The sequence below is a fragment of the Klebsiella sp. MS 92-3 genome, assembly GCF_000195655.1.
GTDB lineage: Bacteria > Pseudomonadota > Gammaproteobacteria > Enterobacterales > Enterobacteriaceae > Klebsiella > Klebsiella pneumoniae.
In genome coordinates this window covers 17,946-30,378 of record NZ_GL882802.1, presented here as the reverse complement: position 1 = coordinate 30,378, position 12,433 = coordinate 17,946, and the positions used below count along the sequence as shown (strand labels likewise).

The 12,433-nt window shown below is 58.5% G+C and carries 12 protein-coding genes; 5 read left to right on the top strand and 7 right to left on the bottom strand.

Annotated elements, in window-relative coordinates; translation table 11 throughout:
- Nucleotides 1-8: 8 nt before the first annotated feature.
- The 4 genes from rhaS (HMPREF9538_RS15260) to rhaB form a co-directional block, all read right to left on the bottom strand.
- Nucleotides 9-995 (bottom strand): rhamnose ABC transporter substrate-binding protein, encoded by a 987-nt coding sequence (gene rhaS, locus HMPREF9538_RS15260; protein WP_009484964.1) that lies wholly within the window; start codon nucleotides 993-995, stop codon nucleotides 9-11.
- Between the two features lie 81 nt (nucleotides 996-1,076).
- Nucleotides 1,077-1,907, bottom strand: a complete 831-nt coding sequence (rhaD, locus tag HMPREF9538_RS15265; RefSeq protein ID WP_020316813.1) for a rhamnulose-1-phosphate aldolase — start codon at nucleotides 1,905-1,907, stop codon at nucleotides 1,077-1,079.
- 149 nt (nucleotides 1,908-2,056) lie between these two features.
- On the bottom strand, nucleotides 2,057-3,316 hold the full coding sequence (rhaA, locus tag HMPREF9538_RS15270) for an L-rhamnose isomerase (protein ID WP_004150375.1): 1,260 nt from the start codon (nucleotides 3,314-3,316) through the stop codon (nucleotides 2,057-2,059).
- Nucleotides 3,313-4,779: a rhamnulokinase gene (gene rhaB, locus HMPREF9538_RS15275; RefSeq protein WP_002882885.1), complete on the bottom strand. Its 1,467-nt coding sequence runs from the start codon at nucleotides 4,777-4,779 to the stop codon at nucleotides 3,313-3,315. The genes rhaA and rhaB overlap by 4 nt, the downstream gene beginning before the upstream one ends.
- Before the next feature lie 310 nt (nucleotides 4,780-5,089).
- Between rhaB and rhaS (HMPREF9538_RS15280) the strand changes: the two genes are divergently transcribed.
- Together rhaS (HMPREF9538_RS15280) and rhaR are read left to right on the top strand one after the other, a co-directional pair.
- Entirely contained in the window at nucleotides 5,090-5,926 is an 837-nt protein-coding gene (gene rhaS, locus HMPREF9538_RS15280) for an HTH-type transcriptional activator RhaS (RefSeq protein WP_002882888.1), read from the top strand.
- A gap of 73 nt (nucleotides 5,927-5,999) precedes the next feature.
- Nucleotides 6,000-6,845, top strand: a complete 846-nt coding sequence (gene rhaR / locus HMPREF9538_RS15285) for an HTH-type transcriptional activator RhaR (protein ID WP_009484961.1) — start codon at nucleotides 6,000-6,002, stop codon at nucleotides 6,843-6,845.
- Nucleotides 6,846-6,877: 32 nt separating this feature from the next.
- On the opposite strand, the gene rhaT is transcribed toward rhaR, so the two are convergent.
- On the bottom strand, nucleotides 6,878-7,912 hold the full coding sequence (gene rhaT, locus HMPREF9538_RS15290; RefSeq protein WP_002882892.1) for an L-rhamnose/proton symporter RhaT: 1,035 nt from the start codon (nucleotides 7,910-7,912) through the stop codon (nucleotides 6,878-6,880).
- Nucleotides 7,913-8,201: 289 nt separating this feature from the next.
- Here rhaT and sodA point away from each other — a divergent pair, with 289 nt between their 5' ends.
- Together sodA and yiiM are read left to right on the top strand one after the other, a co-directional pair.
- Nucleotides 8,202-8,822 (top strand): superoxide dismutase [Mn], encoded by a 621-nt coding sequence (gene sodA / locus HMPREF9538_RS15295; RefSeq protein WP_002882894.1) that lies wholly within the window; start codon nucleotides 8,202-8,204, stop codon nucleotides 8,820-8,822.
- 72 nt (nucleotides 8,823-8,894) lie between these two features.
- On the top strand, nucleotides 8,895-9,569 hold the full coding sequence (gene yiiM, locus HMPREF9538_RS15300) for a 6-hydroxyaminopurine reductase (RefSeq protein WP_002882896.1): 675 nt from the start codon (nucleotides 8,895-8,897) through the stop codon (nucleotides 9,567-9,569).
- Nucleotides 9,570-9,635: 66 nt separating this feature from the next.
- On the opposite strand, the gene cpxA is transcribed toward yiiM, so the two are convergent.
- The gene (gene cpxA, locus HMPREF9538_RS15305) at nucleotides 9,636-11,009 is read right to left on the bottom strand and encodes an envelope stress sensor histidine kinase CpxA (protein WP_002882898.1); all 1,374 of its coding nucleotides are present in this window, start codon (nucleotides 11,007-11,009) and stop codon (nucleotides 9,636-9,638) included.
- Nucleotides 11,006-11,704, bottom strand: coding sequence for an envelope stress response regulator transcription factor CpxR (cpxR, locus tag HMPREF9538_RS15310; RefSeq protein WP_002882901.1), 699 nt, complete (start codon nucleotides 11,702-11,704; stop codon nucleotides 11,006-11,008). Before cpxR ends, cpxA begins: the two co-directional genes overlap by 4 nt.
- 149 nt (nucleotides 11,705-11,853) lie before the next feature.
- On the opposite strand from cpxR, the gene cpxP reads away from it, so the two are divergent.
- A complete protein-coding gene (cpxP, locus tag HMPREF9538_RS15315) occupies nucleotides 11,854-12,357 on the top strand; it encodes a cell-envelope stress modulator CpxP (RefSeq protein WP_004178004.1) in 504 nt (167 codons plus the stop codon).
- The last annotated feature ends 76 nt before the right edge of the window (nucleotides 12,358-12,433 follow it).

Below are 12,433 nucleotides of genomic sequence, written 5' to 3'. Positions count from 1 at the left end.
AACAAGGATTAGAAAATTTTCGAGAACTTATCGATGTTGCTCGCATCGTAGACAAACGGCTTGGCCATCGCGCCATTCCCCTCGGCGTCCAGCTTCACTTTGCCCAGCTTGCCCATACTGGCTTCGGTTTTGGTCGCCGTGCCTTTGACTAAATCGTCGGCCAGATAGGTGGCGGCGTAGCCCAGGTCAATCGGGTTCCAGATGGCGAAGCTTTTGCTGGCGCCGGACTTGATCGCGCCGGCCATTTCCGACGGCAGCCCCAGCCCGGTGACATACACTTTGCCGATTTTGCCCTGGTCCTTCACCGCCTGCGCGGCGGCAACAATCCCCACCGACGACGGCGAGACAATGACTTTCAGGTCCGGATATGATTTCAGCAGACCCACCGCTTCGCGGTAGCTTTTATCCGACAGATCGTCACCGTAGGCGACGGTGACCAGCTGCACCGACGGATACTGCGGTAGCACCTTTTTCATCTCCTCAATCCAGATGTTCTGGTTCGTGGAGGTTGGGGTGGCGCTTAACACGGCCACCTCGCCTTTCTCAACGTTCAGCGCCTGCAGCGCATCGGCGGCAAGCTTGGCGTTGGTTTCGCCAATTAAGGCGTTATTTGAGGGGTTAAGATGGATCTGACGGCCTGCCGGCGCCACGCCGGAGTCCCATGAGACCACCTTGATGCCGCGCTGCATCGCTTTTTTCAGCACCGGCACCACCGCGTCCGGATCGTTGGCGGAAATGGCGATCGCATCCACCCCCTGGGCGATCAACCCGTTCAGCACGTCGATCTGCGCCTCGGCGGTGGTAGTGGTCGGGCCGGTGTAGATCACTTTGACATCACCTAACTCCTTGGCTGCCTGTTGGGCGCCAACGTTGGCGGCTTCGAAGAAGCCATTTCCCAGCGATTTCGCCACAAGGGCGATTTTAACTTCGGCTAAGGCGGAACCGGACAACGCCAGGGCGGCAACGGTGAGGATCAAGCTTGTCTTTGTTTTCATTGCTTTTACTCCACATGAGTTAGTTTTGTAGGGTTTGCAGGTGATATTTCGCCCCGTCTCGGTGAGCGGGGCGCGATGTTGTTATGGATAAAGCTCTAAAGCGGACTGCAGCGGCTGCACGTTGAAGCGTTTGCCAAGGGCGATAAGCTCGTCGCGGGTGATGGTCTGCTTCATCCCGCCCATCGACAAGACTTTCACCAGCACTTCGGCGGACTTCTCGGCGGTATCGATCAGGCCGAAGGTCTCATCCAGCGTGGGGCCGCTGCCGAAGACGCCGTGGAACGGCCACAGCACCAGCGAGTGTTTTTGCATGGTTTCGGCGGTCGCCTGGCCGATTTCATCGGTGCCCGGCACCATCCACGGCAGAATGCCGACGCCATCCGGGAAGACCACCAGACATTCGGTGCTACCTTCCCACAGCTTACGGGTGAAAAGATCGCTGTGGTTCTCCAGAACATAGGTCAGGGCGATCAGGTTGGTGGCATGGCAGTGCATGATCACCCGGTCTTTGCCGCCGGTCAGTTTGATGCGCTCGCTGTGCGACAGGAAGTGTGCCGGCAGCTCGGAGGTCGGGACGGCATCCTCCGTCAGGCCCCACAGGATATGGTATCCCGCGCCGTCGCTGTCGACCTTCACCACGCCGAGGTTAGCGGCCGGGTCGAGCTGGACGTTACGGAAGAATTTGCCGGAGCCGGTGACGATAAACGGCTGGTTGGCCAGGGTTGGCATCGGCTGGCTGAGGGCGATATAGCGCGGTTGGGCGTGGAAATCCGCCGCGTAAGGTTCGATATCCGCTTCATCCAGACGCAGCGTCAGGTTGCCGCCGTTGCGTTCGTCCCAGCCTTTCAGCCAGGCGTCGGAGGTGGCTTTGATCATGCCCTGGACGAACCAGGCGTCGATAATGGTCTGCATAGTCTTGTCTTTCCTGTTGATTCGGTGCGGGGTTGACCCCCTCACCCTAAATATGTGCGTGCCCCCGGATTGCGCCGTAAACGGCTTATCCGGGCTACCGGTTCGTAGCCCGGGTAAGGCGTCAGCCGCGACCCGGGGAAGCTCGTGCATTACCCGCGCTGGCTCAGAACCGCATTCTCATAAGCCCGTACGCTGTCCAGCCACTGGCTGCCCGCCGGCGTGTCGTGACGCTGACAGTACATCTCCCAGATGGCCTGCCACGGCAGCGATTTTTGCTCTTCGAGCAGCGCCAGGCGGGCGGTGTAATCGCCGTCGTTCTCCAGCTGGCGCAGCTGGGCGGTCGGTTCCAGCAGGGCGCGCAGCAGCGCTTTTTTCATATTGCGGGTGCCAATCACCCAGGCCGCGATGCGGTTGATGGAGGCATCGAAGAAGTCGAGGCCGATGTGCACGCGGTCAAACAGGTTATGGCGAATGATTTCGCTGGCGATGGCCTGGGTTTCATCATCCAGCAGCACCACGTGGTCGCTGTCCCAGCGCACCGGGCGGCTGACGTGCAGCAGCAGGCGCGGGATGTAGAGCATGGCGGCGGAGATCTTGTCGGAGATCACTTCCGTCGGATGGAAGTGGCCGGCATCGAGGCACAGCGCCGTCTGACGGCTGGTGGCGTAACCCATATAGAACTCGTTGGAGCCGACGGTGTAGCTTTCGGCGCCGATGCCGAACAGCTTGCTCTCCACGGCGTCGATATGGTGCGCCGGGTCGAGCTTCTCGCTGATCACCTCATCAAGGGCGTTCAGCAGCCGCTGGCGCGGGGCGAAGCGGTCAACGGTAATATCCTTCATGCCGTCCGGCACCCAGATATTCATCACCGACGGCGTGCCCAGCTGTTCGCCAAAATAAGCGGATACGCGGCGGCTGGCTTTGCAGTGGTCGATCCAGAACTGGCGGATCTCATCGTTGGCGTGCGACAGGGTAAAGCCGTCGGCGCTCAGCGGATGCGAGAAGCAGGAGGGGTTGAAATCCAGCCCCAGTTTGTTGGCTTTCGCCCACGTAACCCAGTTTTTAAAGTGCTCCGGCTTAATCTCATTGCGGGCTACCGGCGCGTCGGATTCCAGGTAAATAGCGTGCAGATTGAGACGCTTTGGCCCCGGGATCAGGCTCAGCGCCTGCTCAAGGTCGGCGCGGAGTTCTTCTGCATTGCGCGCTTTGCCCGGGTAGTTGCCGGTCGCCTGGATACCGCCGGTCAGGCTTCCCGCCGGGTTTTCGAAACCGGCGACGTCGTCACCCTGCCAGCAGTGCATGGAGACGGGCAGACGGTCCAGCTGGCGCAGGGCCTCCTCGACATCCACGCCGACGGCGGCGTAGCGCTGCTTAGCAATTTCCCAGGCTTGTTCAAGTTGAGTGGTCATGCGCAAAGCTCCTTGGTCTGTTGTGGCTGAAACTGCGCCACGAAACGGGCAATTTCACTATCAGGATTGGGGGTAAAAGTGGTGAGCGCCGCGTTGCCGCGCACTACCTGACGAAACTCATCGACATTGGCCAGCTCGTCGAGGGTCATTAACTGGATGCCGATATTGCCGAGGGTGGAGGCCTCTATCGGGCCGGCCACGACGGCGATCCCGCAGGCGTCAGCGCACAGCTGGTTGAGCAGCGTGTTCTGACAGCCGCCGCCGACGATATGCAGCTGGCTGAAGGGGTGGCCGCGCAGCGCCGCCAGCTCGTTAAGCACCCGGGCGTAGAGCAGCGCCAGGCTGTCGAAAATGCAGCGCGCCAGTTCGGCATCGCTTTCAGGAACCGGCTGCCCGGCGTCGCGACAGGCGGCCTGGATCTCGGCGCTCATACTGGCCGGGTTGATAAAGCGGTCATCGTTGCAGTCAATTATGAAGCGGCACGCCGGTAGCGCGGCGGTGCGGGCGATCAGCCCCTGCAGGTCGCTGACGTTTTGCTCTTTTAGCACCCGCTGCAGCAGCCACAGGCCCATGATATTTTTCAGCACCCGATAGCGGCCTTCGGCTCCGCCTTCGTTGGTGATATTGGCCTGCAGCGCCGCGTCGCAGGTGTACGGCGTCAGGCTTTCAAACCCCATCAGCGACCAGGTGCCGGAGGAGAGATAGGCGGCATGGCGGTCGGCCAGCGGGGAGGCGATCACCGCGCTGGCGGTGTCGTGGCTGGCGACAGCGACTACCGGAATTCGGTTACCCTGCGGGCAGATCCAGTGGCCTATCACATTGCCGGGGTGGGTCGGCTTTCCGAACCACGCCAACGGCGCGCCGGTCCAGTTCAGCAGCGTCTCATCCCAGCTATCGCTGTTAATATTGACCAGCTGGGTGGTGGTGGCGTTGGTATATTCCCAGTTCAGATTGCCGGTCAGGCGGAAGCTGAAATAGTCGGGGATCAGCAGGGCATGGGCAGCCTGACTGACCAACTCCGGCTGCTGCTCCACCAGAGCGCGCAGCTGATAAAGCGTGTTAAACGGCAAAAACTGAATGCCGCTGCGGCGATAGATTTCCGCCCGGCCCAGCTGCGCTTCAGCGTGACGCAGCAGGCCCTGGGTGCGGTCGTCACGATAGGAGATCGGCAGCCCGACGCGCTGGCCCTGCTTATCCAGCAGGACATAATCTACCCCCCAGGTATCGATGCCGATACTGTCTATCAGAATGCCCTGCTCACACACTTTCTCCAGCCCGCGGCGGATCTCGCCTTCCAGGCTATCTACATCCCAGCAGTCGAAGCCGTCTACTTTCTGCAGACTATTGGTGAAGCGATGAATTTCGCGCAGCGTCAGGGCGCGCGGCCCGGGCTGATAGCTGGCGAGCATCACCCGCCCGCTGGAGGCGCCTAAATCGACAGCGACACAATGACGAATACTCATGAAACGATCCTTCTTAAAATCATTGTCCGCAGTCTAAAAAAGGCCGTTTACTGACACCTTCTCGCTACGGACAGCCAAAACTGGCCGCTGGCAAGAAAGCAAAGGTGACCGTGAGGGACATCACAGTTTGCGGTTTTAGGGGATGGCGAGGGGGATGTGATGGCCTCCGCAGTTCCGCATCTTTCCGGCTGATTCTTGAAAAAGCGGCAGGATTTACGAATTTCGCGGTCAAAAATTGAAGGCCGGATAGCCAACCCTTCATTACTATCAGCCGGTGACTGATAATTTTTCTCATTACGAGGGTGGCATCATGACCATATTGCACAGTACGGATTTCTTTAAGGCCGGGATCTCGACGGTGGCTATTGAACCCCGCCTCCCTCAGTCGGCCTTTCCGGAACATCACCATGATTTCCATGAAATAGTTATCGTGGAGCAGGGATCGGGTATTCACGTCTTCAATGGCCAGCCCTACACCATTGGCGGCGGTTCGGTCTGTTTTATCCGCGATCACGACCGCCATCTTTACGAGCACACGGATAATCTGTGTCTGACCAATGTGCTCTATCGCGCGCCGGATGCGTTTCGCTTTCTCGCCGGGGTCAGTCAACTACTGCCCCAGGAACAGGAAGGAAACTACCCCTCGCACTGGCGGGTGAATCAAACCGTCCTGCAACAGGTGCGGCATATCGTGGCGCAGATCGAGGCCGTGGGGAGCGATACGGATACTCATGCCGTCGCCAGCCGTGAGATCCTGTTTATGCAGCTGCTGGTGCTGTTACGTAAAAGCAGCCTTGCGGAAGAGGCCACCAACAACGATGCGCGGCTGAATCAGCTGTTGGCCTGGCTCGAAGACCATTTTGCGCAGGAGATCTGCTGGGAGGAGGTGGCGGCGCAGTTTTCGCTGTCGCTGCGTACGCTGCACCGCCAGCTGAAGCAGCAGACCGGTCTGACGCCACAGCGCTATCTTAATCGGGTGCGCCTGATGAAAGCCCGCCACCTGCTGCGCCACAGCGATGAAAGCGTGACTGATATCGCTTATCGCTGCGGCTTCGGCGACAGTAACCACTTTTCGACGCTTTTTCGCCGGGAGTTCGACTGGTCGCCGCGCGATATCCGCCAGGGGCGCGACGCCATTCTTCAGTAACGCGAGAAGAGTCAACGTATTGCAGACTAAAAACGCGAATAATGCGCCGTTATCCGCGTTTGGAGTGTGAGCCGTGGCCGGTCTGATTTTACGTAAAGAGGAGTTTTTCCCTTCCGCCACACAGGCAGTGGCGGTGGCAGACCGCTACCCGCAAAATGTCTTTGCCGAACATACCCATGAGTTCTGCGAGCTGGTGCTGGTGTGGCGAGGCAACGGGCTGCACGTCCTTAACGATCGTCCCTGGCGCATTACCCGCGGCGATCTGTTCTACATTCGCGCCGAAGACAAACACTCCTATGCTTCCGTTAACGATCTGGTTCTGCAGAACATCATCTATTGCCCGGAGCGGCTGCAGCTCAATTTTGACTGGGCCGGGGCGATCCCTGGCCTCTTCGGTACGCCGTGGAAGCCCCACTGGCGCATGGGCAGCACCGGTATGGCGCAGGCGCGCCAGGTGATTAGCCAGCTTGAGCATGAGTGCGCCCGGCGCGACGCGCAGGGAAATGCGATGGCCGAACTGCTTTTTGCCCAGCGGGCGCTGACGTTGCAGCGCCATCGCTACGCGACGGATGATCCCGCGGCGACGCAGCGCGAAGCGCTGCTGGACAAACTGCTGGCCGCGCTGGCGGCCAGCCTTAGCCGCCCCTTTGTTCTGGAGCGTTTCTGCGAGCAGGAGGGCGGCAGCGAGCGGGCGCTTCGCCAGCAGTTTCGCCAGCAAACCGGGATGACCATCAATCACTATTTACGCCAGCTGCGGATCTGCCATGCGCAGTATCTGCTGCAGCATACCGAGCGCTTAATCGGCGATATCGCCATGCAGTGCGGCTTTGAGGACAGTAACTACTTTTCGGTGGTTTTTAGCCGGGAAATCGGCATGTCGCCGGGGCAGTGGCGGCAGCGCAGTCGCGCCGCCGCCTGAAGAGCGTCGTTGTCAGGCAGATGATCCGGTGATTAACTGGCCATTCCCAGACCGACGATATTGGCGGCGATGATAATCACCACGCAGCCGAGGCTCAGGACGCTCACCGGACGGCGGCCGGCATTGTTCCACTCCTTCAGCACCAGACCCACCACACCGCCGCACAGCACGTAGAAACTCATGTGCAGCATCCAGCTCATATAATCATACTGCGCCGGAATGCTGGCGTGGCCCCAGGCATAGAAGAAGAACTGGAGGTACCACATCAGACCGCCGAGGGCGGAGAGCAGAAGGTTGCTGATGATAAGCGGTTTGGCCAGCGAGAAATCGGCTTTGACTGACAGGTTCTTCACTTTCGCCAGACGAATAAAGCAGAAGCCAAGGTTAACCAGCGCCCCGCCGCCCATAATCACCACGTAGCTTGGCAGCGCTGCGTACAGCGGGTCGACGCCGAGCGCCGCGGCGGCATCATGCATCGGTTTGGCGGCGTTCATCGCGAACGACATCCCTGCGGAGAAGATACCGCACATTACCGCCAGCAGAAGCCCTTTCTTCAGATTGAACTCTTCGGCTTTGATGCCCATTTTGCGCTCTTTCAGCTGGCCTGCGCGGGTGACGATGCCGACGCCAATCACCGCCACCAGCACGCCGAGCAGCGTCATTTGACCGCCCTGGGTGTGCATCAGCACTGCAAACTGACCGTTAATAATCGGCGTCATCAGCGTGCCGACAATCAGCGTGATGCCAATGGCGATGCCAATCCCCATCGACATGCCAAGATAGCGCATGGTCAGGCCATAGTTGATATTACCAATGCCCCACATGGCGCCGAACAGAAAGACCGGCAGCAGCGTGGAGGCGCTAAAAGAGCGGTAGTAGGCCCAGAAGTCGGGTAACAGCGTGGCGCTGATGGCCCAGGGCAGAATCAGCCAGGAGACGATCCCCCCGACCGACCACATGGTTTCCCACGACCAGTGTTTTACTTTCTTGAACGGGGCATAGAAACAGGCGGCACTGGCGGCCCCTATCAAATGCCAAAAAATACCCATCGTAATCGCGTGGTTCATTGATTTTATCCTCATCTTTTTTTATCGGAGACGGCGGCTTCCGATGGGATGAGTGTAAAAATTGGCCGCTTTGGCCGCCTTCAGGACGTTGCCACAGGATGGCGAACCCTGGCAACCATGGGCTTAATTAGTTGTTCTACATCACAAAACGACGGGTATTTCTTCTGGTTATATCCATATGAAAAATACGGCATTGATAAGCATTTTCAATACCATTTAATTAACTATAATGGACAAACTGCTTACGCGGCGTTAACACTTGAGCCGCTCGACAATAATGGAGATGATTATGAGCTATACCCTGCCATCCCTGCCTTACGCTTACGATGCTCTGGAACCGCACTTCGACAAGCAGACGATGGAGATCCATCACACTAAACACCACCAGACCTACGTGAACAATGCCAACGCCGCGCTGGAAAGCCTGCCGGAGTTCGCTAACCTGTCCGCTGAAGAGCTGATTACCAAGCTGGATCAGCTGCCGGCTGACAAAAAAACCGTACTGCGTAACAATGCCGGCGGCCACGCGAACCACAGCCTGTTCTGGAAAGGCCTGAAAACCGGTACCACCCTGCAGGGCGACCTGAAAGCGGCTATCGAGCGCGATTTCGGTTCCGTGGAGAACTTCAAAGCGGAATTCGAAAAAGCCGCTGCTACCCGTTTCGGCTCCGGCTGGGCGTGGCTGGTCCTGAAAGGTGACAAACTGGCCGTTGTCTCCACCGCCAACCAGGATTCCCCGCTGATGGGCGAAGCCATTTCCGGCGCTTCCGGCTTCCCGATTATCGGCCTGGACGTCTGGGAACACGCTTACTACCTGAAATTCCAGAACCGCCGCCCGGACTACATCAAAGCCTTCTGGGACGTAGTGAACTGGGACGAAGCTGCAGCGCGTTTTGCCGCCAAAAAATAAGGTTGCATTGCGCTAAAAGAGAAGCGAGTCTGATGACTCGCTTTTTTTATATCTGTAGCAAGGAGAGCAGCCATGCATTATCCGGTGAATGTCTTTGTCGGCAAAATCAGGGACTACGCGGGCAGTCGCCCCAGCGCGATCGACAAAATCCAGGTCGACGGAGAATTGCAGCTCGGCGATCTCGGTCTCGATGGGGACCAGCAGGCGGAGAAGAAAATCCACGGCGGGCCGGACCGCGCGCTGTGTCATTATCCGCGTGAACACTATGCCGACTGGATCCGTGACTTCCCCCAGCAGGCCGAGCGGTTCTGCGCGCCGGCGTTCGGCGAAAACCTCTCCACCACCGGGCTTACCGAGCAAAACGTTTATATCGGCGATATTTTTCGCTGGGGCGAGGCGCTGATCCAGGTCACCCAGCCGCGATCGCCGTGCTTCAAGCTCAACTTTCATTTTGCGATCAATGATATGGCGCAGCTGATGCAAAACAGCGGAAAAACCGGCTGGCTGTACCGGGTGATTGCCGGAGGGCAAGTTTCCAGCGATGCGCCACTCGAGCTGGTTTCCCGGCTGAGTGATGTCAGCGTTCATGAGGCCGGGGCGATTGCCTGGCAGATGCCGTTTGATGATGATCAGTACCACCGCTTATTGTCGGCAGCGGGCCTGTCTGTTAGCTGGAGCCGAACGATGCAGAAACGGCGTTTAAGCGGCAAGATAGAGGATAGTTCGCGGAGATTATGGGGGAAATAATCCCCCATATTAAGTATTCCCGGGATGCTCCCGGCGCAGCGCCGCACAGCGCAGGCCGGGTCGGCGTCAGGTTCGTTTATACAGCGGCAGCCAGATTGTTAAACGCAGACCACCCAGCGGGCTGTCGTCGGCCTTCACCCAGCCGCGGTGCTGCTGAATAGCGGTTTCGACAATCGCCAGCCCCAGGCCGGTGCCGCCGGACTCGCGGTCGCGCGCCTCGTCGGTCCGGTAGAATGGCCGGAAAATCTGTTCGCGATCCTCCGGGCTGACTCCCGGGCCGTCGTCATCGACGTTAACCGTAATCCCGTCTTTATCCACCGAGAAGCTGACGGAAATTTTCGTATGCGAGTAGCGCAGGGCGTTGCGCACGATATTCTCCAGCGCGCTTTCCAGCGCATTGGGGTTACCGTACAGCGGCCATGGGCCCGGCGGATACTCAACGGTGAAAGATTTCCCCATCTGCTCGGCTTCAAACGCCGCATTGTCCAACACTTCGTTCCATAGCTGATTGGCTTTCACCGTCTCGCTGACCAGGGCGTTTTTCGCCTGATTGCGCGACATCACCAGCAGGTCGTTGATCATGCTGTCCAGCCGGTGCGCTTCGGTTTCGATACGCTCCAGCTCCTTGCTCTCTCCGCTGCGGCGGCGCAGCAGGGCGGTGCCCAGCTGCAGGCGCGTAAGCGGCGTGCGCAGCTCGTGCGAGATATCGGACAGTAGCCGCTGCTGGCTGGTCATCATCCGCTCCAGGGCCGTCACCATTTGGTTAAAGCTGGCGCCGGCGGCTAAAAACTCCTGCGGCCCGGCTTCCAGCTCCGGATGCTGGCGCAGGTTGCCCTGGGCGACTTCATCGGCGGCATTTTTCAGCTTACGCGCCGGTTTCGCCAGGCTCCACGCCAGCCACAGCAGCAGCGGGGCGCTGACCAACATCGTGACGATCAGCAGCAGCAGCGGCCGGTCAAACAGCAGGTTAATAAAGTCGGATTGTGAGGTGCTGGCGGGACGAATCAGATAGAGCTGATAGTTATCCTCCCCGTCCCGGACGGAAAACGGGCCCACCATTTCCAGGCGGCCATAGCGTTTTTTCTGCGGATGATCGGCGTTATCGGCCTGGCCGATAAAGTTACGAATGATCTGCATCTCGTTGCGTTCTGCGCCGATCACGCGGCCTTCGCTGGTCACCAGCAGCAGGCGTTGTCCCGGAGGCGCCCATTTATCGATGGCGCGAAACAAACGACGCCACCACATCAGGTCGTTTGGCGGATCGTTGGCCAGCTCGGCCTCGACGTGCTGCTCGATCATGATGCCCTGACGCTGCTCGCTTTCCAGCAGCTCGGTCATCTGCCGGGAATCCAGTTTGGGCAACATCAGCACCAGCATCAACACCAGCGCCAGCGTGAGCCAGAAGATGGCGAAGATGCGTGCAGTCAAACTTCCAATCATGAAGCGGAAACCATCAGATACCCGCGGCCACGCAGCGTTTTAAACCACGGATGGCCATCTTTGCGCTCCGGCAGCTTACGCCGCAGGTTGGAAATATGCATATCGATGGCGCGGTCGAACGGCGTCAGGCGCTTGCCTAACACTTCCTGGCTTAAATGCTCACGGGAGACTACCTGACCGAGATGCTGCGCTAACAAATAGAGCAGGGTGAACTCGGTGCCGGTGAGCTCCAGCGTCTGGCCATCGAAATTGGCTTCCTGGCGGCCCGGATTGAGGCTTAAGGCATCCACTTCCAGGGTTGGTGAGCCGGCTTCGGTCGTCTGCTGCTGCTCGCTCCAGTGGGAACGGCGCAGAATCGCGCGTATACGGGCCACCAGCTCGCGATCGTTGAATGGCTTAGGCAAATAGTCATCCGCGCCCAGCTCGAGGCCGAGAACGCGATCCAGCTCGCTTCCGCGCGCTGTTAGCATGATAACCGGAGTCTGGTGTGTCTGACGCAGCTCTTTCAGCGTATCGATACCGTTTTTCTTCGGCATCATCACGTCGAGCAGCAATAAATCAACGCTGTCGTCCAGAAGGGCCAGCGCCTGTTCCCCATCATGGGCCACCAGCACGTTAAAACCTTCCATATCGAGCAGCTCTTTTAACAGGGAGGTGAGCTCCCGGTCATCATCAACTAACAGGATTTTATTCATTGTTTAAATACCTCCGAGGCAGAAATTACGTCATCAAGGCCCGCTAATCCATGACTTTACGTTGTTTTACACCCCCTGACGCATGTTTGCAGCCTGAATCGTAGACTGTCTCTCGTTGAATCGCGACACAAACGTTTTGGGAGTATGTGATGCGCAATGTTATCGCTGCCGTCATGGCCTCAACGCTGGCGCTAAGTGCATATAGCCAGGCCGCTGAAGTCGTTACCAGCGTTAACTGGCTCCCCGGAGACGAAGGGGGACAGCGCGGTAGCCAAAGCCATATGTTTGACGGCATAAGTTTAACCGAGCAGCAACGTCAGCAGTTACGGGATCTTATGCAACGGGCACGCCACGACAGGCTCCCCGTTAATGTTAGCGAAATGGAGACAATGCATCGCCTTGTCACCGCAGAAAATTTTGATGAAAACGCTGTGCGCGCTCAGGCAGAAAAGATGGCGCAGGAACAGGTTGCCCGCCAGGTCGAGATGGCTAAGGTTCGCAACCAAATGTACCACCTGCTTACGCCAGAGCAGCAAGCGGTTTTAAATGCTAAGCACCAGCAGCGTATGGATCAGTTGCGTGAGGTTGCAAGGATGCAGAAAGGCTCAGCGATGATGCTTTCGAGTAGTAGCAACACCCTGCAACCCCAGTAACAAACCCTGTTTTCCTTGCCATAGACACCATCCCTGTCTTCCCCCCCCCCCCCCCGGGGGGGTTTTTTTTTTTTTT